Raw genomic sequence first — 20076 nt, forward strand, 5'->3', positions numbered from 1 at the left:
CTATATCCACCGCCGACAATTCACTTACGTCGGATGGCAGGGAATGAACGGAGACACCGGAACCGCGCAGTCGCATCAGTTCCAGGCCGAAGTGGCCGAACTGCTGAACCTGATGGTGCATTCGGTCTATTCGGAGACCGACGTCTTCCTGCGGGAGCTGATCTCCAACGCTTCCGACGCCTGCGACAAGGTCCGCTACGAGGCGATCGCCAATCCCGCGCTGCTGGCCGGTGACGAGCGGCTCGCCATCCGGCTCAAGCCGGATGCCGCCGCCAAGACCCTGACCATCGCCGACAACGGCATCGGCATGGACCGTCAGGAGCTGATCGACAATCTCGGCACCGTGGCGCGGTCCGGCACCAAGGCCTTCCTGAAAGGCCTGAAGGACGCCAAGGACGGGCTCGGCCTGATCGGCCAGTTCGGCGTCGGCTTCTATGCCGCCTTCATGGTCGCCGATCGCATCGAGGTGACCAGCCGGCGTGCAGGCACCCCGGACGCCTGGGTATGGTCCTCCACTGGCGGCGCGGGCTTCGACGTCGCGCCGGCCAGCGCCGAGCAGGCCGGCCGCGTGGCGCGCGGCACCGAGATCGTGCTGCATCTGAAGGAAGATGCCGCGCGCTACCTGCAGGCCTACGAGCTGGAGCGGGTCGTCCGCACCTACTCCGACCACATTCTCTTCCCCATCGAACTGATCGACGAGAAGGGCGAGACCCGGCAGGTCAATGCCGCCAGCGCGTTGTGGCAGCGCTCGAAGTCCGACGTGAAGCCCGAGGACTACACGCAAGCCTATCGCTCGATCGCGATGGCCTTCGACGAGCCGGCGCTCACGCTGCATTACAAGGTCGAGGGCCGGCAGTCCTATGCGGTGCTGTTGTTCGTGCCGACGACCCCGCCCTTCGACCTGAGCGACCCTTCCCGCAAGGGTCGCGTGAAGCTCTATGTCCGGCGCGTCTACATCACCGACGATGCCGAGCTGCTGCCCGCCTACCTGCGCTTCGTGCGCGGCGTGGTGGACAGCGAGGACCTGCCGCTCAACCTCTCGCGCGAGATGCTGCAGAACAATCCGCAGGTCCGGCAGATCCGCAGCGGCCTGGTCGGCCGCGTGCTGGGCGAACTCGAGAGCACGGCGACCAAGGAAGCGGAGACCTACGAGAAGGTCTGGCAGTCCTTCGGTCCCGTCCTCAAGGAAGGCCTCTACGAGGACCAGGAACGCCGCAGCCAGCTCCTCGCCCTGACGCGGTTCTCGACCACGACCGGCGGCGACAAGCTGCGCTCGCTGAAGGATTATGTCGCAGACCTGAAGCCCAACCAGACGGAAATCTACTATCTGGTCGGCGAGAGCATGGACCGTCTGAAGTCGAACCCGAAGCTGGAAGCAGCCCGCGCCCGCGGCGTCGAGGTTCTGCTCCTGACCGATCCGATCGACGCCTTCTGGACGACCCTGCCCCAGGAGTTCGACGGCAAGCCGCTGAAGTCACTGAGCCAGGGCGATGTCGATTTCGGCCTCGTGCCGCTCGCCGACAAGACGGACGACAAGGTCGACGAGAAGGTGGACGCCGCCGGCGACGAAGCCATCCTGAGGGCGGTGAAGGAAGCGCTGGGCGACAAGGTCGCCGACGTGCGGCCCTCGCAGCGCCTGACCGAAAGCGCGTCCTGCCTCGTGGCCGGCGAGCAGGGCCGCGATCGCGAACTGGAGCGCCTGCTGGCACGCCAGAACCGTGGCGGCAACGCCAAGCCGATCCTCGAACTCAATATGAAGCACGCGCTGGTGCGCCTGCTGGGGGCCGCCAGGACCGCCGGGCAGGAGCAGGATGTGGGCGACCTGGCGAGCCTGCTGCTCGATCAGGCCCATATCCTCGATGGCGAGATCCCGTCGGACCCGGCCGCCTTCACTCGACGGCTGAACGCCTTCGTGGTGCGCAGCCTCGAGACAAAGGGATAGCCATCAGGCTACGCGGCCGCCGCTGCGCCAATAACGATGGAGGGCGGCCTCGTCGCCCTTGAACAGGTTGCGGTCGCAATGGGAGATGCCGGGAATGGCGCGCGGCACCGTGCCATAGGCCGCGTCGGCCGCAGTCTCGTCGGCGACATACTGCCAGAGGCGCCAACCCTTGTTGGCCCAAGCGTAAGGTACTTCTGGCTGCTCACGATAATCGGCCAGCCACAGGTCGCAACGCGCCAGCACAGAGTTGGGCGATACGGGCTGGCCCAGGCTGAGGCGATGCTTGCCGAACCTTTCGCCGTTGGCCCACTTCGGGTGGGTATAGAGCAGCGGAAGCCGGCCCGTCTTCTGGTAGATCACCTGCACGAAGGCCTCTGCCTGGGCGATCTGCATCGTATTGCGGGGGTTGCGCTCGTTCGGTTCGAGATCGAGCGCCAGCAGGGTATGGGGACCCGGCCGCGCGATGGCGAGAAAGGCCATCGCCTGATCCGATCCGGAATATTGTCTGGTGCCGAAATGATAGGCACCCCACATCAACCCGGACTGCTCGGCCTGGTTTCGCCGCGACGAATAGGAGGGATCGATCCAGTCGCCACCCTCGGTGCATTTGTGGATGACGCCGAGCATGCCACTGCGACGCACGGCGCGGAAATCGCTGACCGTGACGTTGTTGCTGATGTCGATCACGGCATCGAGTCCCTCGACAGCGGGACGGTAACCCTCACCGGAACCGGGGGCCGGCATGTACGCGGACGCCGGCGCCGGACGTTGGCCACAACCAACAAGGGCGGGCGCCGACAAGCCGGCCAGACCGCCCAGCATCAATCTACGAGATATCATTCAGGCAACATTCCCACCGAACGAAGTCGCCTTCCTATTTATCACGCATGCCCATCGATTGCGAAAGAATGCTGTCGCAGCGAAGCAATTTACCGCGAGCGAGTCGGATCCTCCGAGACCTGGACCAGCAGCTTGCCGAAATTCTTGCCCTTGAGCAGGCCCATGAAGGCTTGTGGGGCATTCTCGATGCCCTTCACGATGTCCTCGCGATACTTGATCTTCCCAGCCTTCACCGCCGCCGGCACTTCCTTCCAGAAGCCCTCCATCTTGTCGAAGTGATCCGAGACGATGAAGCCCGTCACGGTGGCGCGCTTGATCAGCAGCAGGCGCCAGTCGGGACCGGGATTCATCTGCATCTCGTTGTATTGCGAGATCAGACCGCAGAGAGGGACGCGCGCGAAGTCGTTGAGCTGCGGCACGACGGCTGCCTGCACCGCACCGCCGACATTCTCGAAATAGACGTCGATCCCCTTGGGGGCGGCGGCGCGCAGCTCCTTGTAGAGGTTGGCCCCTGCCGCGCGATAATCGACGCAGGCATCGAAGCCCAGTTCGTTCACGACATAGTCGCATTTGTCCTTGCCGCCGGCGATGCCGACCGCGCGGCAGCCCCGCAGCTTGGCGAGCTGGCCGACCACCGACCCAACGGCACCCGAGGCGGCGGAGACGACGACCGTCTCGCCCGCTTTGGGCTTGCCGATTTCCATCAGGCCCCACCAGGCCGTCATGCCCGGCATGCCGAGCACGGAGAGCGCCGTCGAGAGCGGCGCAACGGCCGGATCGAGCTTCATGACGCCCGCCCCGTTGGAGACGGCATAGCTCTGCCAGCCCGAGTACTCGACGACATAGTCGCCTTCCTTGAACTTCGGGTTCTTCGACTTCACGACCTGACCCACGGTGCCGCCGACCATCGGATCGCCCAGGTTGACGTTGGCGGCATAACCCTTGGCCTCGGCCATGCGGCCGCGCATGTAGGGATCGAGCGACAGCCAGATCGTGCGCGAGAGGTACTCGCCGTCCTTGGGTTCGGGAATCGGCGCCTCGTCGATGGCGAAATTGGCATCGGTCGGTTCGCCCTGCGGGCGCGAGTTCAAGAGTACGCGGCGATTGCTGGCCATGGAATCCTCCCAATCTTTGCGGCAGGCTAGCACGCTGATCGAAACGGGAGAACGATGCACGCCTTCCTCGTCCTGCTCATTCTGCTATGGAGTGGCGTCGTGACTGCCCAGTCCCCCTCCGCGCCGCTTACGGCCGACGAACGTGCTCTGATCGACGCCACGCAGCGCAACGATGTCGAGGCGGCGCGCCGCCTGATCGCCGCCGGCACCAGCGTCAACGCCCAGGACGAGAAGCGCGACAGCGCGTTCCTGTTGGCCGGCGCCGAGGGGCGGCTCGAAATCCTGAAGCTCGCTTTGCAGGCTGGCGCCGACCTCAAGAGCACCAATCGCTACGGCGGCACGGCGCTGATCCCGGCCTGTCATCACGGCCATGTCGAAACCGTGCGCGAGCTGTTGCAAACCGCCATCGACGTCAATCACGTAAACCGCCTGGGCTGGACCGCCTTGCTCGAGACGGTGATCCTGGGCGATGGCAGTGCGAAGTACATCGAGATCGCGCGTCTGCTGGTCGCCCACAAGGCCGACGTCAATCTGGCCGACAATCAGGGCGTCACGCCGCTCGGTCATGCCCGCCAGCGCGGACAGCGCGAGATCGCGGCAATCCTGGAAGCTGCTGGCGCCCGCTGAATGACTCCAAAGCGTACCTATGTCTGTCTGCCCGGCGCCTGGATGGGCGCCTGGTCCTGGCAATTCGTTCTCGAACGGCTCACGGCCGCCGGCCATAATGCACGCGCCCTGCCCTTTCGCGGCGTCGGCGAGCGTGCCGCCGAGCTGGCGCCCGACCTCGACAACGATGTCTTCCTTGCCGACACGATCGCCACGCTGGAGCGCGAGGACCTGCGCGACATCGTGCTGGTCGGTCACAGCTTCGGCAGCCTGATCGCAGGCCTCGTCACCGACCGCATCCCCGAGCGCATCGCCCATCTCGTCATCATCGATGGCGGCATCCCGCAGGACGGCCAGTCGATCTTCGGTCGCATTCCGAAGGAGATCGTGGCCAAGCGGCGGAAGCTGGTGAAGCAGGTGAACGGCACCGACGTGCTGCCTTTTGCGCCGGTCGGCAGCTTGATCATCGACGATCCCGAACTGGCCGCGTGGACGCACCGTCAGCTCACGCCGCATCCGCTGGCCTGCTACACCAAGCCGATCCGGCTCACCCATCCTGCCGGCAACGGGCGGCCGATGACCTACGTCGCCTGCACCAAGCCACGTTATCCGGTGTCGGCCGGCATGCACGAGAAGGTGCAGGCGATGCCGCACATCCGCTATCGCCCCATCGAGGCCGGCCACAACTGTATCATCTCGGCGCCGGACCTCGTGGCAAGCGAACTGCTCGCGATTCCCTAGAACGTCTCTTTATAGGGCCTGAGGTCGATCTCGTGGCTCCAGGCGCTGCGTTGCTGCCGATGCAGGTGCCAGTAATTGTCGACAATGGCGTCGACTTTGAGCAGGCCGTCCGGGCCGGCCTTCTCCGCGCGATCTGGCATGCGCGACAGGAGCCGGTCACCCTCGATGCCGCCGTCGATGATCACGTGGGCGACATGGATGCCCTGCGGCCCGAACTCGCGCGCCATCGACTGGACCAGCAGGCGCAATCCGCCCTTCGTGGCATTGAACGCAGCAAAACGCGGCCGCCCACGCATCGAGCCCGAAGCGCCGGTGAAGATCACCGTGCCGCGGCCGAGCGGCGCCAACCGGCGCATTGCCTCTCTGCCGAACAGGAAGCCCGCGAAACAGCCGACCCGCCAGGAATCCTCGAAATGCTGAACTGTCATCTCGCGGAAATCGACGGCGGCATTGTTGCCCATATTGAACACGAAGAGATCCGCCGGTGTGCCGTCGGCATCGTCCGCCATGGCCTTGTCGAAAAGCCGGACGATTTCGTCCTCCTTGGTGCCGTCGACCGTTATTGCCGTCGCCGTCCCGCCCGCCTGGCGAACCGCCTCGACAACCTTGTCGATCTTGGCGGTCGTCCGACCGGCGACCAGGACATGGTAACCCTCCTTTGCAAAACGCAGGCTGGCTGCGCCGCCGATGCCGCGTTCGGCGCCGACGCCCAGAATGAGGGCCTTAGGTTTCTTTGCCATCGGAGTTCCTCGTAGCGAATGACGTTCGATGGAACTTGCGGCCGACCCGACGGCTTCGCTACGGTCCGCCCGCATGAAATTACCTCCATACCCCATGATCGAACCCAACCTCGGCGCGCCGCTCGACGTGCACCGCGCGACCGTGCTGCCGGAATGGATCGACTGGAACGGCCATATGAACGTGGGCTTCTATGTCGTGGCCTTCGACAAGGCGACCGATACCCTGTGCCAGCAATTCGGCTGCGGCTGGGAGTATACACGCGACAAGCTCGGCATGACTTTCGTGCTCGAAGCGCACGTCACCTACGACCGGGAGGTCAAGGAAGGCGATCCGCTGCGGATCACGACGCAGATCCTCGACCACGACGCCAAGCGCATCCACTACATCCACGAAATGCATCACGCGACCGAGGGGTACCTCGCCGCCACCAACGAGTTGATGTTGATGAACATCGACTACGAAACGCGGCGCTCCGCACCCTGGCCGGATTTCGCCATGGAGCGCATCGAGAAACTCGCCGCGGCGCATGCCGGACTGCCTCGTCCGAAGCAGGCCGGCCGCCTCATCGGAATCAAGAGGAAGTAATAGTCGCCTTCATGCTGCAATCCCTGCCCTACGAACTGCCCGAACTCGTCACGCGCGCGCCGCTCGACACACACCGCTCGACCGTCGTTCCCGAATGGGTCGACTGGAACGGTCATATGAACGTCGCCTTCTATGTCGCCGCTTTCGACCAGGCCTCCGGCGCCTTCATGCGAAACATGGGGCTGGGCCGACGTTACGTCGACGGCAAGCTCGGCATGACCTTCGTGCTGGAGACCCACGTCACCTACGATCGCGAACTGCGCGAGGGGGCGCCCATGCGCTTCACGACGCAGCTCCTGGCGCGCGACGCCAAGAAGGTCCATCTCTTCCACGAGATGTACCACGCCGAACAGGACTATCTGGCGGCGACCAACGAGACGATCATAATGAACATCGACTACGCCACGCGGCGTTCAGCGCCGTGGCCGGCGCCGGTGGCCGAACGGCTCGACGTCATCTGGGAGACGCACAAGGCGCTGCCCAAGCCGGCCAAGTCCGGCCGCGTCATGGGGTTGGCTAAGAAGACTTAGCCAGCTTCTCCAGCGCCTCGCCGCTCAGCCGGTAGGGCAGCCAGTTGCGGATCCAGCGATAGCCCAGGCGCTCGTAGAAGCCGCGCGCCGGGTTCCAGTCGAGCACGTTGAGGTCGATGCGCTTGTAGCCGCGGGCCGTGCATTCCTGCGCCAGCCCTTGCATCAGAGCACGCGCCACGCCGCCGCGGCGTTCTTCCGGCACGACCCAGATATCCTCGATGAAGATGCCGCGTGCTGCCGTCCAGACGGAATAGTTGAAGGTATAGAGCGCGAAGCCCACAGGCTTGCCGCTGCGCTCGGCGATCAAGGCCGCGAACTGGGGATTCTCCCCGAAGCCATCGCGCGCCAGAGTCTGCGGCGTCGAGGCGACGGCATCGGGCTCGTCCTCGTAGGTCGCGAGATCGACCGAAAAACGGTGCAACGTATCGACATCCTCGACGGTGGCCGGCCGTACCACGATATCCCTGATCTCATCCGGCAAGATAGCCTCCGTCGACGGGCAGGATCGCCCCGGTGATGTAGCTCGCCGCGTCGGAACAGAGGAAGACGACAGGCCCCGCCAGCTCCTCGGGCTCTCCTACCCTGCGCATCGGCACGTGGGCGAGGAATGAGGCCAGGCGCGCGGGATCGGCGCGGGTGACCTCGGTCATGGCCGTGGCGATGATGCCCGGCGCAAGCGCGTTCACCCGCACACCATCGGCAGCCAATTCGGTGGCTAACGCACGCGTGAACTGGGCGAGCGCCCCTTTGGACACCGGATAAACACCGTTACCCGCGGGCGCCACGAACGAATTGGTCGAGGCGATGTTCACGATGCAGCCCTTGGTATGCTTGAGCTGCTCGATGAAGGCCATGGTGACGTTGTAAGGGCCCTGGACATTCACCTCCATGGTCCGCTCCCAGCGCGCGCGACCGTCCGGTGCCACGAGGTTGCCGCGCAGGAAGATGCCGGCATTGTTGACCAGGATGCCGATCGGGCCGACCAGCAGCGAGATGTCCTGGGCGAGCTTGCGGCAACCCTCGGCATCGGTGACATCGAGCGCATGGCCGCGCGCATCGCCGCCTGTTTTCACGATGCTGTCCGCAATGGCGCGAGCAGCGTCGAGGTCGATATCGGTCACGATCACCCGTGCGCCGGCGGCTGCAAGGCCTCGGGCGATGGCAGCACCATTGCCACGGCCCGCGCCGGTAACAAGAGCAAGCCGTCCGGTGAGCACGTCCTTCATGCGCCCTCTTCCTCCAGCGATTGGCGAGCAGCCGCAAGCGCCTCGCGGATGGCCGCCTCGTCGCCGACGTGATTGGCAAGCAACAGGATCAACCGCGCATCGAAGGCGCGGCACTGTTCGTCGCTGAGGTCCTTATGGGCATCGACGATGGCGTTGTAGACATCGTCGGGCCGCGAGAGATTAAGCGAGCGCCGCAGGGCGCCCGTTACCACCGCAGAGGGAGCATCATCGGACATTGCGGCTCCTTCAACCATCGCCCGTCGCACGCCGGACGGCCGCATCGACGGCCACGGGATCATAGCGGCGCCAGCGGGCGGCGACATAACGGTCGGGACGGATGAGATAGCTGGTGCCCGGCCGTGCGTCGTAACGCTGGCGGGCCAGCCCATCGCCCGAAACGCACAAACCTTTCACCCCTTGCGGCAGACACCCGAACGCAAAGCCGCGGTCGGCAAAGGTCAGCAGCGTGAAGTCCGGGCCGACCCGGTCGACCAGCCAGCCGTCGCCGTCGCTTCCCACCGGAGCGTCGACCATGGCATGGCCGGGCGCCGGACCGCGGCGCCAGTCCTGATCGACATCTGGCGTATCGAGGGCAGAGCCGGCATGGCCGGTCGGCACCGACAGCCGTCCGCTGTTGATCAGGGCGCGGGCAAAGGGAAAGTCGCGCGCCAGTGCCAGGGCGGCGTCGCGGAAGGCGCGCGAGGCCGCGAACTTGGGCGTGATGAAGTCGGTGCTGCGCGTCGAGTTCAGGATGTTCTCGTGCGACGCCGCGCGCCGTTCGCTGCAATAGCTGTCAATCAGACTGGCTGGCGCGGCGCCTGCGAGGACGAGAGCGAGCTTCCAGGCGAGATTGTCAACGTCGGCGATGGCGCTATTGCCGCCGCGCGCCCCGAACGGCGACACGACATGCGCGGCATCGCCCGCGAAGATCACCCGACCGTGGACGAAGCGCTCCATCATCCGGCAGGTGAAGGTATAGACACTGGTCCATTCGTGCTCCCAGCGCGCGTCGGGCCCGAACATCTGGCGCAGCCGCCGATCGACATTCTCGGGCTTCTTTTCTTCCTCGGCATCGGCATCGCGACCGAGCTGGAAATCCACGCGCAGGACGTCGTCGGCCTGGCGGTGAAGCAGCACCGAATTGGTCGGATGGAACGGCGGATAGAACCAGAAGCGCCGTTCCTTGGGCAGCTCGCTCAACAAGCGGATATCGGCGATCAGGAACTGGTCGTGGAAAACCTCGCCGGGATACGGCAAGCCCAGCATGTGCCGCACCGGGCTGCGCACGCCGTCGCAAGCGACCAGCCAGTCCGTCTCGAGCTTGTAACGGCCCTCGGGCGTCTCGACCTCGATGGTGACGCCATCGCCGCGTGGCGCCACGCCGACCACCTTGTTGCAAAAGCGCAGATCGACGAGCGGCTCGGCCAGGCAGCGCTCGAAGAGATACTCCTCCACATAGTATTGCTGCAGGTTCACGAAAGCAGGGAACTTCTGTTCCGGCTCGGGCTGCAGGCTGAAGCGATAGATCGGCTTGTCGCGGAGATAGACCTCGCCCTGCCCCCAGGTAATGCCCTTATCGACCATCCGCTGGGCGATGCCGAAACGGTCCCAGACCTCGAGGCTGTGCTTGGCCTGGCAGATCGAGCGGCTGCCGACACTCACCGTATCGTCCTCGTCGAGCACGACCGTGGGTATGCCGCGTTGCGCCAGCAACAGGGCAAGCGTAGGCCCGGCCATGCCGGCGCCCACGATCACGACCGGCCGGCGCGCCGTCTGACCGTCAAGCTCGGGCGGCCGACGATAGGGATACTGGCGGTAGGTGTAGGAGCTCAGCCGTCCTTCTCCAGCGCAGCCCACATCTCGACGTCGCGTTCAGCGGTCCAGATGCGCGGATGATCGAGGCCCTTGGCTTCATCGTAGGCACGCGACACGTCGAACGGCATGCAGTGCTCGAAGATCACCCAGTTGCCGTAGCGCGGATGCAGCGCCGACATCGCCTTGTCGTAAGCCTGCTTCAGCGACTCGCCCGCCACGGCGCTGGCCGAGACCGCCTTGTAGAGATCATTGAGAAAAGCCTGGGTACCGGCGATGCCTTCCTCGACGGCAGTTTCGCCGATCAGCGCATCGCCACGGCCCGGCACCAGCGCCTGGGGTCTGAGGTCACGCAGCTTCTGCAGGGTCTCGGGCCAGTCCTTGTAATGGGCATCGCCGGCATAGGGCGTGGCGCCATATTCGACGAGGTCGCCGCTGAACAGCGTGCGCTCCTCGGGCAGCCAGACGATCGTGTCGCCCTTGGTATGGCCGCGGCCGGCATGGATGATGTCGACCTGGAGCTTGCCCAGCCACAGCGTCATCCGGTCGTTGAAGGTGATCGTGGGCCAAGTAAGGCCGGGAATGGTTTCGGCCGCCTGGAACAGCCGCGGGAAGCGTTGCAGTTCGGACTTGTAGTCCTGGGCACCACGCTCGACGATCATGTCGCGTGTCGCCTCGCTGCAGATGATGTGCTCGGGATTGTAGCCGGCCGCCCCCAGAACACGCACCGCGTGGTAATGCGAGAGCACCACATACTTGATGGGCTTGTCGGTAACGGTGCGGATGCGCTGGATGACCTGTTCGGCCATTTTCGGCGTCGCCTGCGTGTCGATCACCATCACCGCGTCGTCGCCGACGACAATGCCGGTGTTGGGATCGCCCTCGGCGGTGAAGGCATACGCATGGTCGGACAGCCGGCTGAAGGTGATCTTCTTCTCCGCCATATCCGCCTGCGAGGCGAAGGCTCTGGCCATCGTCATCTCCCGTATGCTTGGTCGTTCATATGAACCTATGCAGCCGCCGTGCTCGAAGTCAAAGCACGGCTATGCACAGGCAGCGGCTCGATATCCGGTCAGTCCGAGCCGAACTTGTGATAGGCGGCGCGATCGCCGGTGCGCACGGTCACTTCGAAGGCGTCGCCGTCCCGCTCCATCCGCAACTTGACGGCGGTACCCGCCGGGCCGCTGCCCCAGAGTTTGCGGTAGAAATCGGCGATGTCATCCAGCACATCGTCGTTGAGGGCATGCAGGATATCGCCGCGTTGCAGGCCGGCGCGATCGGCCGGGCCGCCGTCGAAAATGCCACCGACCACGAGATGGCCCACATGCTCGAGCGTATAGAGGCCGAGCCACGGACGGGGCGGCGTCGACAGACGGCCGGTCGATACCAGCTCCTGAAAGATCGGCTTCAGCCGGTTGATCGGCACATACATGTTGCCGGGAAATGCCGGCGCGCCCGGCCCTAGCGCCTCCTGCACCAGGAGCGAGCCGACGCCCAGCAGTTCGCCTTCCGCGCCGATCAGCGCCGAGCCGCCCCACATCGGAAACGCCGGCACCGTGAAGATCGCGTTGTCGAGGAGGTATTCCCAATAGCCCGCGAACTCGCGACGGCCGGCAACCTTGATCTTAAGCGTCGACTTGGCGCCCCCCAGGCCCGCGACATAGGCCTCGCTGCGCAGCGTCAGGGTGTCCGAGTCACCGAAACGCAGCGGCCTGTGCTGCATCGGGGCCTCCGTCCGCACCAGGGCAAAGCCGCTTTCATAGTCGTACCCCACGATGTGGGCCGGCAGCTCCCGTCCGTCGATATCGGTGATCGTCACCGTATCGGCCTCCATGACGAGGTAGCTGATGGTGACCACGAGGCCTTCGCCATCCAGCAGGATGCCATGACCTTCACGCTCCGTGCCCAATGTCTGGGCGGTCCGGCGACTGGCTGGAACGGTCGCCCTGACGCCCACAACCGCCGGCAATGCCGCCAGAACCGGAGGCGGCAGATTCGAGCCGCTGCTGCCCGGGGTCTGGGCAACGACGCCCTCCTGCCCGGAAGGCGGCCAATGACCAGCGCCGTTAGCGGAACCGTTCAGTCCTCGGGCCATCCGCGTACCTCCCGCACTCGACAAGCGCGTCCACAGTCTAAAGATAGGCGTCTGCCGTCCCGATTGCTATATGACGCTTCATGGCGCCCCCCGCCGATCCGTTTGAAATCACCGACGACCCCGTAGCGGCTGATCCCGTTCCGGCACGGCGCGCCCTTGCGTCCACGGCCCACCTCGACGGGCTGAACGAGGAGCAGCGCCAGGCCGTCACCCACACTGGCGGCCCCCTGTTGGTCCTAGCCGGCGCCGGCACCGGCAAAACCCGCGTGCTGACGACCCGGATTGCCCACCTGCTGATTACCGGCCAGACCCGGCCCTCGCAGGTGCTTGCAGTGACCTTCACCAACAAGGCGGCCCGCGAGATGCTCGACCGCGTGGCGAGCCTGATCGGCGGCGCGGCCGACGGTATGTGGCTCGGCACCTTCCATTCGGTCGGCGTCCGCGTGCTGCGCCGTCACGCCGAATTGATCGGACTGAAGAGCAATTTCACCATTCTCGACACCGACGACCAGACACGGCTGATCAAGCAGCTCCTGCAGGCCGAGGGGATCGACGACAAGAAGTGGCCGGCGCGAATCCTCTCCGGGATCATCCAGCGCTGGAAGGATCGCGCGCTGACGCCCGAGAAGGTGTCGGCCGACGATGCCGGCGACTTCGCCGGCGGCCGGGCGGCGGATATCTACCGCCAGTACCAGGCCAGGCTGGCCGACGTGAACGCCGTCGACTTCGGCGATCTCGTGATGCACTGCGTCACCCTGTGGCAGCAGCATCCCGACGTGCTGGCGACCTATCACAATCGCTTCCGTCATATCCTGGTCGACGAATACCAGGACACCAACGTGGCGCAGTATCTGTGGCTGCGCCTGCTGGCGCAGGGCACGCCGAACGTCTGCTGCGTCGGCGACGACGACCAGTCGATCTACGGCTGGCGCGGCGCCGAGGTCGGCAACATCCTGCGCTTCGAGAAGGATTTCCCCGGCGCCACCATCGTGCGGCTGGAGCGTAACTACCGGTCGACGCCGCACATCCTCGCGGCCGCCTCGCACCTGATCGCGCACAACGAGGGGCGGCTCGGCAAGACCCTGTGGACCGACAGCAAGGAAGGCGAGCGCATCTCGCTGCGCGGCGTGTGGGACGGCGACGAGGAGGCCCGCACCATCGGCGAAGAGATCGAGGCGCTGCAGCGCGACAAGCACAAGCTCGCCCAGATCGCCATCCTCGTGCGCGCCGGGTTCCAGACGCGCGAGTTCGAGGAACGCTTCATCACCATGGGCCTGCCCTATCGCGTGATCGGTGGCCCGCGCTTCTACGAGCGCCAGGAGATCCGCGATGCGCTGGCCTACTGCCGGGTCACCGTGCAGCACGACGACGATCTCGCCTTCGAGCGCATCTACAACACGCCGCGCCGGGGCCTCGGCGAATCGGCCCTGCGCACCCTGCGCATGATCCAGCGGGCACAGAAGATCTCGCTGTTCGAGGCGACGCGCCGGGCGCTGGAAACGGACGAGCTGAAGGCCCGCCCGCGCAAGTCGCTGGGCGACCTGATCCGCGGCTTCGAGCGCTGGCGCGCCATGCTCGACGGCATGAGCCACGTCGAGGTGGTGGAAACCATTCTCGATGAATCGGGCTACACCGACATGCTGCGCATGGATCGCTCGCCCGAAGCCGAGGGGCGCCTGGAGAACCTCAAGGAACTCACCAACGCGCTGCAGGAATTCGACTCCCTGCCGGCGTTCCTGGAGCATGTGGCGCTGCTCACCGACAATGCCGAACGGTCCAACGGCGACATGGTGAGCGTGATGACGCTCCATGCGGCCAAGGGGCTAGAGTTCGACTCCGTGTTTCTGCCGGGTTGGGAGGAAGGGCTGTTCCCCAACCAGCGCGCCCTCGACGACAAAGGCCTGGCAGGTCTCGAGGAGGAGCGGCGGCTGGCCTATGTCGGGCTGACGCGTGCGCGCAAGCGGGCCTATGTCTCCTTCGCCGCCAACCGCCGCGTGTTCAACCAGTGGCAGGCGGCCATCCCCTCGCGCTTCCTGCGCGAACTGCCGACCGACCAGCTGGCGGAAAGCAGCGACGCCGGCCTCTACGCCACCTACTCCGCCGGCCATCACGGCGGTCTGCGCGAGCAGGCGAGCGGCTTCGACTATGAGAGCCTGGGTGTCGCCTCGGGCCGTCGGACGCGCTGGCGCAACGAGACGGCCGACGACCGACGCGCTGTCGAGGGCGACAAGATCGACCTCAGCATCGGCCAGCGCGTCTTTCACCAGAAATTCGGCTACGGCCGCATCGTCGCCGTGGACGGCAACAAGCTCGACATCGAATTCGAGAAGGCCGGTTCCAAGAAAGTGCTCGATAGCTTCATCGAAGCTGCCTGACAAAAAAGAAACTGCAGGGGAGAAACATCATGTTCCGCCGATCAGCTCTCGCCTTAGCCGCTCCTCTGGCCCTCGTTCTCGCCACAGGAAGCGCCGTCGCCCAGACCGGCAAGGTGACGGTGGTCACGTCGTTCTCGAAGGACGTCACCGACCCCATCAAGAAAGCCTTCGAGAAGGCCGTGCCGGGCGCCGCGCTGGAAGTGCAGAACCGCAACACCAATGCCGGCGTAAAGTTCCTCGAAGAGACCAAGAGCAACAACCAGGTCGACCTGTTCTGGGCTTCGGCGCCCGACGCCTTCGAGGTGTTGAAGGGCAAGAAGCTGCTGGCGGCCTACAAGCCCAAGGCGACCGGCATCGCCGAAAAAGTCGGCTCCTATCCGGTGAACGACAAGGACGGCTTCTATTCCGGCTTCGCCGCCTCGGGCTATGGCATCATGTGGAACGAGCGCTACGTGAAGGCCAAGAAGCTGCCGTCACCCAAGGAGTGGCAGGACCTCGCGCAGCCTCCCTACTTCGACCATGTGTCGATCTCGGCGCCCTCGCGCTCGGGCACGACGCATCTCACGATCGAAACCATCCTGCAGGGCGAGGGCTGGGACAAGGGCTGGCGCACCATCAAGGACATATCGGGCAACCTGCGGCAGGTCACGGACCGTTCGTTCGGCGTCCCCGAAGCCGTCAACTCCGGCCAGGTCGGCTATGGCATCGTCATCGACTTCTTCGCCTTCTCCTCGCAGGGCGCGGGCTTTCCGGTGAAGTTCGTCTATCCGTCTGTCACGACGCTGGTCCCCGCCAATGTGGGCATCGTCGCCAACGCACCGAACAAGGCCGGCGCCGAAGCCTTTATCGAATTCCTGCTCTCCCCGGCCGGTCAGGAAGTGCTGCTTGAGCCGACCATCCGTCGCCTGCCCGTCCGGCCCGAGACCTATGCCAAGGCGCCCGCCGGCTATCCCAATCCCTTCAAGGACAAGAACCTGCAGGGCTTGCTGACCTTCAATGCCGAACTGTCTGAGAGCCGCACCGCGGCGGTCGACACGTTGTTCGACCAGCTCATCACCTTCCAGCTCGAGCCGCTGAAGGCCGCCACCAAGGCACTGCACGAAGTCGATGCCGCGCTCGCCAAGAAGGACAATCCCCAGGCGCGAGCGCTTGCCAAGGAGGCGCGCGACCTGATCGCCGCCATGCCGGTCACGGACGCGCAGGCAGCCTCCCCCGAGATCAAGGCCGCCTTCACCGGGGCTAAGGAAAAGTCGTCGCGCCAGGCCGAGCTCGAACAGCAATGGTCGGCCTTCGCCAAGGAAAAATACGCCGCGGCCAAGGCCAAGGCCGACGAGGCATTGAAGCTCCTCCGCTGAAGCTCGTGACTTGACCATGCGCTCGCCCGGCCAGGTTGCCCTGGCGCTGGCCATTGCCCTCTTCCTCGGGGTTTTCCTGGTCGTGCCCGTGGCGACCGTGGTTTATGTCGCCTTCACCGAGAAGGGCGGCGGCGCACTCACGCTGATCAACTTCGTGGACTTTGCGCGCACCGACCTGTTCGTGCGCTCCTTCTGGAACTCCGTCTACGTCTCCGCAATGACGGTCGTCTGGGCCTCGGCGCTGGCTCTGCCGCTTGCCTACCTCACGACGCGCTTCGAGTTCCGCGGCGCCATGCTGGTCCAGACCCTGGGCTTCCTGCCGCTGATCATGCCTCCGTTCGTCGGCGCGGTGGCGATGCAGCTCCTGTTCGGGCGCAACGGCTCGGTCAACCTGCTCCTCGAAGAATGGTTCGATTTCAAGATCGGCTTCATGGAGGGGCTGAACGGCGTCATCTTCCTGCAGGCGATCCACTACTTCCCCTTCATCCTGGTCAATCTGTCGGCGGCGCTGCGCAACATCGACCGCAGCATGGAGGAGGCCGCACAGAACCTGGGCTCGCACGGGTTGCGCCTGTTCCGCCGTATCGCCCTGCCGCTGGCATTGCCCGGCTACATCGCGGGCGCCAGCCTGGTGTTCGTGAAGGTCTTCGACGACGTCGCCACGCCGCTGCTGCTGAACGTCAAGGAAATGCTGGCGCCGCAGGCCTATCTGCGCATCACTTCCATCGGCATCGACGATCCGATGGGCTACGTGATCTCGGTCGTGCTGATCGTGGTCGCCGTGGCGACCATGTGGGCCACGGCGCTCGTGATGAAAGGCAAGGACTACGCCACCACACAGCGCGGCGGCGGTGGCCTCGCCCGCCGCCAGCTCAAGCCGCGCGAACAGGTGCTGGCCTACGCGGTCGTGATCCTGATCCTGCTGCTGGTGCTGGCGCCGCATTTCGGACTGGTGCTGCTCTCCTTCGCCACCGTCTGGTCGTTCAGCCCGCTGCCCGACGGCTACACCCTCGCCCACTATGCCCGCGTGCTGGGCGACAGTTCCGTCTACATCAAGAACACGCTGCTCTATTCCGGCCTCGCGGCAGCCATCGATGTCGTGATCGGCGGCGCCATCGCCTATCTCGTGCTGCGCACCCGCCTGCCCGGCCGGCAATGGCTCGACTGGGCCGCCAGCACCGCGCTGGCCGTCCCGGGTGTCGTGCTGGGCATCGGCTATCTCCGCGCCTTCTATGGCGTGAAGCTGCCGGACGGCACGCCGCTAGCGGCGCTCTGGATCGTGATCGTGCTGGCCATCGCCATCCGTCGCCTGCCCTACGCGCTCCGCGCCGCCTACGCCGCCTTGCAGCAAATCTCGGTGTCGCTGGAAGAAGCCGCAGAGAACCTCGGCGCCACCAAGGCGCGAACCGTGCGCCGCATCGTCGTGCCTCTGATGACGGGCGGCCTGCTGGCGGGCTTCGTCACCAGCTTCGCCACGGCAGCCGTCGAGCTCTCGGCCGTGCTGATGCTGGTGCAGTCGAACTCCGATGCGCCGCTGGCCTATGGCCTCTACGTACTCATGCAGACACCGGCCGGTCGCGGTGCCGGCGCGGCATTGGGCGTCATCGCGGTGATCATCGTGGCGGTCTGCATGTGGCTGTCGCAGCTCGCCGCCGACCGCTCGCAACGCGCACGCGGCCTCGATATATGACGGAGATGACCATGTCGAAGCCGGCAAAGGCGATGAAGGCAACGGGCATCGAGATCAGCGGGGTCAACCTTTCCTACGGGTCGACGCATGTGCTGAAGGACGTGGCACTGTCGATCCGGCCCGGCGAGTTCTTCGCCTTTCTGGGCCCGTCGGGCTGCGGCAAGACTACCCTGCTGCGCCTGATCGCGGGCTTCGCCCAGGCCCAGTCCGGCCGCGTGCTGCTCGACGGTCAGGACGTGGCGCCCTTGCCGCCGTGGAAGCGCGATGTCGGCATGGTGTTCCAGAGCTATGCATTGTGGCCTCACATGACGGTAGCCAAGAACGTTGCCTTCGGCCTGGAGGAGCGACGTCTGCCGCGCGCCGAGATCGACCGCCGGGTCGCGCAGGCGCTCGAATTGGTCGGCCTCTCGGACTATGCCCAACGGCGCCCTGCCCAGCTCTCGGGCGGCCAGCAGCAGCGCGTGGCGGTGGCACGAACGGTCGCCATCGAACCCAAGGTGCTGCTGCTGGACGAGCCCCTCAGCAACCTCGACGCCAAGATGCGGGTCAGCGTGCGGCGCGAGCTGCGGACCCTGCAGCAGCGGCTCGGCCTGACCACGATCTTCGTCACGCACGACCAGGAAGAGGCCAACACGATCTGCGACCGTATCGCGGTCATGGAAGCCGGCGTCATTCGCCAGGTCGGCACGCCGATGGAGCTTTATGAAAAGCCGGCCAACCTCTTCGTGGCGAGCTTCCTGGGCTCGGCCAATATTCTGGGTGAAGGCGCAGGCATTGCCGTCCCGGCGGGCAAGCGCCTGGTCTTCAGGCCGCAACATGCCACGCTGTCGCCCGCCGAAGTCGCTGCCTTGCACGGTCCGATCACGCACCGCGAATTCCTGGGCGCCACCGTGCGTTACGGCGTGCGCATCGGCGAGAGCGAGATCCTGATCGAGACACCGTTCCACTCCGGCAACGAGTTGCGGGCCGTCGGCGACGTCGTGGGAGTAGCCATACCGTCCGAGCGCATGCTCTACCTGCCCGCATGAGTACCGTCCGCAAAGCAGGTTTTGTCGTGCCCGCCACCGAGCGCGCCGCGTGGGAAGCGCTCCTCGAAGAGCGGTTGAGCGAAGATGGCTTCATTGTCGCGAGCTGCGAAGTCTCGCGCGACGGGCCATGGCGCATCGACATCTTCGGCGAAGGCGAGGCCGCTTCGGTCGAGGCCGCGATCGTCGCCGCGGCACAGGCTCTGGGCGTCCCTCGGCCGGACTGGCAGTGGGAAGACCTTCCCGACATCGACTGGGTCGCCGAGAACCAGCGCTCGTTCCAGCCCTTCACCGTCGGTCCGTTCTGGGTTCATCCCTCGCATGTCAGCGACGGCATGCCGAGTGGATTGCTGCCGTTGCGCATCGATGCCGGCCTAGCCTTCGGTACCGGGACGCACGCCACGACGCGCGGCTGCCTGGAGATGCTGGCGACGCTCGATCCGAGCGAAACGGTGAATGCCGTCGATGTCGGCTGTGGCAGCGGCATCCTTGCCATCGCCATGGCCAAGCTTTGGCAGCGGCCGGTGATCGGCGGCGACAACGATGCCGAGGCCGTCGACGTGGCGCGCGAGAACGCCGAACTGAACGGCGTGGCCAACTTCTGTCGTTTCTTCGTGTCGGCTGGCCTCGACGCCGACGAGCTGCGGGGGCCCGCGCCTTACGATCTCATCGTGGCGAACATTCTCGCCGGGCCGCTGGTCGAGCTTTCAGAGTCCTTCGCCGCCGCGGTCAGGCCAGGGGGACGTGTATTGCTGAGTGGGCTATTGGTCGAGCAAGCCGTTCAAGTCCTCTCGGCCTATGGCCGGCACGGCTTCACTTTCGAGCGCCGTATCGACCTAGAAACCGGCGGCGCCTGGTGGCGCAGCCTGGTGCTCCGGCGGACCTAGACGCAGAAGGCCGGCGAGGCCTACCCGGAACGATAAAGGGCCGACTTTCGCCGGCCCTTTTACGCTTACGCTACGCTACAAACTCTACGCTGCGCGACGCAGATTCTGGTTCGCCGCAACGACGAGGCCGGTGACGCCGTCGATCTGCGGGACAATACCTTCGGCGGCCTCGCGGACAGCGAAGCTGATGTCCGCACGGCAGAGGCCGAGATCGGACAGTTCGCGGTCGGTCATGCGGTGCAGTTGGGCCTCGGCGGCCCGCACCTTCATGTCGGCTTTGATGCCTGCGACAAGCCGGTCGTATTGCCGGCCGAGCCACAGAAAGCCGTCACCCAGAGCGTTGGCCAGCATCTCGGCGCGTGCATATCGGGCACGCAGCTCGATCAAGCGGCGGTCGTCGAAGGTGAAGCCGATCTTGGAAATCCCGTTTCCCCCCGCCGGCGCAGTTTCGCTGGTCAGATCTTCAAAGGTCCGAATCGGCTGGGTCATCATGATAGTCTCCTTCTTGTGC

Annotated in this window: 20 protein-coding genes; 10 read left to right on the forward strand and 10 right to left on the reverse strand. The window is 65.5% G+C overall.

The annotated features are described in order from the left end of the window. The first annotated feature begins 43 nt into the window (after positions 1–43). On the forward strand, positions 44–1942 hold the full coding sequence (gene htpG / locus BN60_RS16045) for a molecular chaperone HtpG (protein WP_020697115.1): 1899 nt from the start codon (positions 44–46) through the stop codon (positions 1940–1942). 3 nt (positions 1943–1945) lie between these two features. On the opposite strand, the gene BN60_RS16050 is transcribed toward htpG, so the two are convergent. Then, positions 1946–2686 carry a glycoside hydrolase family 25 protein gene (locus BN60_RS16050; protein WP_020697116.1) on the reverse strand — a complete coding sequence of 247 codons (741 nt, stop codon included), beginning with the start codon at positions 2684–2686 and terminating at the stop codon, positions 1946–1948. Between the two features lie 185 nt (positions 2687–2871). After that, the gene (locus BN60_RS16055) at positions 2872–3897 is read right to left on the reverse strand and encodes an NADP-dependent oxidoreductase (RefSeq protein ID WP_020697117.1); all 1026 of its coding nucleotides are present in this window, start codon (positions 3895–3897) and stop codon (positions 2872–2874) included. Positions 3898–3996: 99 nt separating this feature from the next. Between BN60_RS16055 and BN60_RS16060 the strand changes: the two genes are divergently transcribed. Beyond that, positions 3997–4524 carry an ankyrin repeat domain-containing protein gene (locus BN60_RS16060; protein ID WP_202949817.1) on the forward strand — a complete coding sequence of 176 codons (528 nt, stop codon included), beginning with the start codon at positions 3997–3999 and terminating at the stop codon, positions 4522–4524. Further along, positions 4525–5244, forward strand: coding sequence for an alpha/beta fold hydrolase (locus BN60_RS16065; protein ID WP_020697119.1), 720 nt, complete (start codon positions 4525–4527; stop codon positions 5242–5244). On the opposite strand, the gene BN60_RS16070 is transcribed toward BN60_RS16065, so the two are convergent. Beyond that, positions 5241–5984 (reverse strand): SDR family NAD(P)-dependent oxidoreductase, encoded by a 744-nt coding sequence (locus BN60_RS16070; protein ID WP_020697120.1) that lies wholly within the window; start codon positions 5982–5984, stop codon positions 5241–5243. The genes BN60_RS16065 and BN60_RS16070 overlap by 4 nt on opposite strands. Positions 5985–6078: 94 nt before the next feature. On the opposite strand from BN60_RS16070, the gene BN60_RS16075 reads away from it, so the two are divergent. Both BN60_RS16075 and BN60_RS16080 read left to right on the forward strand, forming a co-directional pair. Beyond that, on the forward strand, positions 6079–6570 hold the full coding sequence (locus BN60_RS16075; protein ID WP_020697121.1) for a thioesterase family protein: 492 nt from the start codon (positions 6079–6081) through the stop codon (positions 6568–6570). 11 nt (positions 6571–6581) lie between these two features. Next, the gene (locus BN60_RS16080; protein WP_020697122.1) at positions 6582–7100 is read left to right on the forward strand and encodes a thioesterase family protein; all 519 of its coding nucleotides are present in this window, start codon (positions 6582–6584) and stop codon (positions 7098–7100) included. Here BN60_RS16080 and BN60_RS16085 read toward each other — a convergent pair. From BN60_RS16085 to BN60_RS16110, 6 genes are all read right to left on the reverse strand, one after another. Further along, positions 7087–7581: a GNAT family N-acetyltransferase gene (locus BN60_RS16085; protein WP_020697123.1), complete on the reverse strand. Its 495-nt coding sequence runs from the start codon at positions 7579–7581 to the stop codon at positions 7087–7089. The two genes, BN60_RS16080 and BN60_RS16085, sit on opposite strands and share 14 nt — an antisense overlap. Continuing rightward, positions 7571–8326 (reverse strand): SDR family NAD(P)-dependent oxidoreductase, encoded by a 756-nt coding sequence (locus tag BN60_RS16090; RefSeq protein WP_020697124.1) that lies wholly within the window; start codon positions 8324–8326, stop codon positions 7571–7573. The genes BN60_RS16085 and BN60_RS16090 overlap by 11 nt, the downstream gene beginning before the upstream one ends. After that, a complete protein-coding gene (locus tag BN60_RS16095; protein WP_020697125.1) occupies positions 8323–8562 on the reverse strand; it encodes a DUF2783 domain-containing protein in 240 nt (79 codons plus the stop codon). The genes BN60_RS16090 and BN60_RS16095 overlap by 4 nt, the downstream gene beginning before the upstream one ends. Positions 8563–8572: 10 nt before the next feature. After that, on the reverse strand, positions 8573–10183 hold the full coding sequence (locus BN60_RS16100; RefSeq protein ID WP_020697126.1) for an FAD-dependent oxidoreductase: 1611 nt from the start codon (positions 10181–10183) through the stop codon (positions 8573–8575). Further along, positions 10156–11112, reverse strand: coding sequence for an MBL fold metallo-hydrolase (locus BN60_RS16105; RefSeq protein WP_020697127.1), 957 nt, complete (start codon positions 11110–11112; stop codon positions 10156–10158). The genes BN60_RS16100 and BN60_RS16105 overlap by 28 nt, the downstream gene beginning before the upstream one ends. 98 nt (positions 11113–11210) lie before the next feature. Further along, entirely contained in the window at positions 11211–12233 is a 1023-nt protein-coding gene (locus BN60_RS16110) for a S1C family serine protease (RefSeq protein WP_083856139.1), read from the reverse strand. A gap of 80 nt (positions 12234–12313) precedes the next feature. On the opposite strand from BN60_RS16110, the gene BN60_RS16115 reads away from it, so the two are divergent. From BN60_RS16115 to BN60_RS16135, 5 genes are read left to right on the forward strand one after another with little or no spacing between them, the layout of a single operon-like run. Next, the gene (locus BN60_RS16115; protein ID WP_020697129.1) at positions 12314–14608 is read left to right on the forward strand and encodes an ATP-dependent helicase; all 2295 of its coding nucleotides are present in this window, start codon (positions 12314–12316) and stop codon (positions 14606–14608) included. Positions 14609–14637: 29 nt separating this feature from the next. Continuing rightward, entirely contained in the window at positions 14638–15963 is a 1326-nt protein-coding gene (locus BN60_RS16120) for an ABC transporter substrate-binding protein (protein WP_020697130.1), read from the forward strand. Between the two features lie 16 nt (positions 15964–15979). Then, positions 15980–17653, forward strand: a complete 1674-nt coding sequence (locus BN60_RS16125) for an ABC transporter permease (protein ID WP_020697131.1) — start codon at positions 15980–15982, stop codon at positions 17651–17653. Next, complete coding sequence (locus BN60_RS16130) at positions 17650–18681, forward strand: ABC transporter ATP-binding protein (RefSeq protein ID WP_043284003.1); 1032 nt, start codon at positions 17650–17652, stop codon at positions 18679–18681. The genes BN60_RS16125 and BN60_RS16130 overlap by 4 nt, the downstream gene beginning before the upstream one ends. Next, positions 18678–19565 carry a 50S ribosomal protein L11 methyltransferase gene (locus BN60_RS16135; protein ID WP_020697133.1) on the forward strand — a complete coding sequence of 296 codons (888 nt, stop codon included), beginning with the start codon at positions 18678–18680 and terminating at the stop codon, positions 19563–19565. The genes BN60_RS16130 and BN60_RS16135 overlap by 4 nt, the downstream gene beginning before the upstream one ends. 84 nt (positions 19566–19649) lie before the next feature. Here the strand turns inward: BN60_RS16135 and BN60_RS31475 are convergent, their stop codons facing one another. Then, positions 19650–20057: a DUF1127 domain-containing protein gene (locus BN60_RS31475; protein ID WP_020697134.1), complete on the reverse strand. Its 408-nt coding sequence runs from the start codon at positions 20055–20057 to the stop codon at positions 19650–19652. Positions 20058–20076: the final 19 nt, after the last annotated feature.

The sequence above is a fragment of the Reyranella massiliensis 521 genome (assembly GCF_000312425.1).
Classification (GTDB): Bacteria; Pseudomonadota; Alphaproteobacteria; order Reyranellales; family Reyranellaceae; genus Reyranella; species Reyranella massiliensis.

What these genes read in the sequence shown, in the direction of transcription:
- htpG (WP_020697115.1), top strand. Translation starts at nt 44, where the DNA reads ATGAACGGAGACACCGGAACCGCGCAGTCGCATCAGTTCCAGGCCGAA.
- BN60_RS16050 (WP_020697116.1), bottom strand. Translation starts at nt 2,686, where the DNA reads ATGCCGGCCCCCGGTTCCGGTGAGGGTTACCGTCCCGCTGTCGAGGGA.
- BN60_RS16055 (WP_020697117.1), bottom strand. Translation starts at nt 3,897, where the DNA reads ATGGCCAGCAATCGCCGCGTACTCTTGAACTCGCGCCCGCAGGGCGAA.
- BN60_RS16065 (WP_020697119.1), top strand. Translation starts at nt 4,525, where the DNA reads ATGACTCCAAAGCGTACCTATGTCTGTCTGCCCGGCGCCTGGATGGGC.
- BN60_RS16070 (WP_020697120.1), bottom strand. Translation starts at nt 5,984, where the DNA reads ATGGCAAAGAAACCTAAGGCCCTCATTCTGGGCGTCGGCGCCGAACGC.
- BN60_RS16075 (WP_020697121.1), top strand. Translation starts at nt 6,079, where the DNA reads ATGATCGAACCCAACCTCGGCGCGCCGCTCGACGTGCACCGCGCGACC.
- BN60_RS16080 (WP_020697122.1), top strand. Translation starts at nt 6,582, where the DNA reads ATGCTGCAATCCCTGCCCTACGAACTGCCCGAACTCGTCACGCGCGCG.
- BN60_RS16090 (WP_020697124.1), bottom strand. Translation starts at nt 8,326, where the DNA reads ATGAAGGACGTGCTCACCGGACGGCTTGCTCTTGTTACCGGCGCGGGC.
- BN60_RS16095 (WP_020697125.1), bottom strand. Translation starts at nt 8,562, where the DNA reads ATGTCCGATGATGCTCCCTCTGCGGTGGTAACGGGCGCCCTGCGGCGC.
- BN60_RS16105 (WP_020697127.1), bottom strand. Translation starts at nt 11,112, where the DNA reads ATGGCCAGAGCCTTCGCCTCGCAGGCGGATATGGCGGAGAAGAAGATC.
- BN60_RS16110 (WP_083856139.1), bottom strand. Translation starts at nt 12,233, where the DNA reads ATGGCCCGAGGACTGAACGGTTCCGCTAACGGCGCTGGTCATTGGCCG.
- BN60_RS16115 (WP_020697129.1), top strand. Translation starts at nt 12,314, where the DNA reads ATGGCGCCCCCCGCCGATCCGTTTGAAATCACCGACGACCCCGTAGCG.
- BN60_RS16120 (WP_020697130.1), top strand. Translation starts at nt 14,638, where the DNA reads ATGTTCCGCCGATCAGCTCTCGCCTTAGCCGCTCCTCTGGCCCTCGTT.
- BN60_RS16125 (WP_020697131.1), top strand. Translation starts at nt 15,980, where the DNA reads ATGCGCTCGCCCGGCCAGGTTGCCCTGGCGCTGGCCATTGCCCTCTTC.
- BN60_RS16130 (WP_043284003.1), top strand. Translation starts at nt 17,650, where the DNA reads ATGACGGAGATGACCATGTCGAAGCCGGCAAAGGCGATGAAGGCAACG.
- BN60_RS16135 (WP_020697133.1), top strand. Translation starts at nt 18,678, where the DNA reads ATGAGTACCGTCCGCAAAGCAGGTTTTGTCGTGCCCGCCACCGAGCGC.
- BN60_RS31475 (WP_020697134.1), bottom strand. Translation starts at nt 20,057, where the DNA reads ATGATGACCCAGCCGATTCGGACCTTTGAAGATCTGACCAGCGAAACT.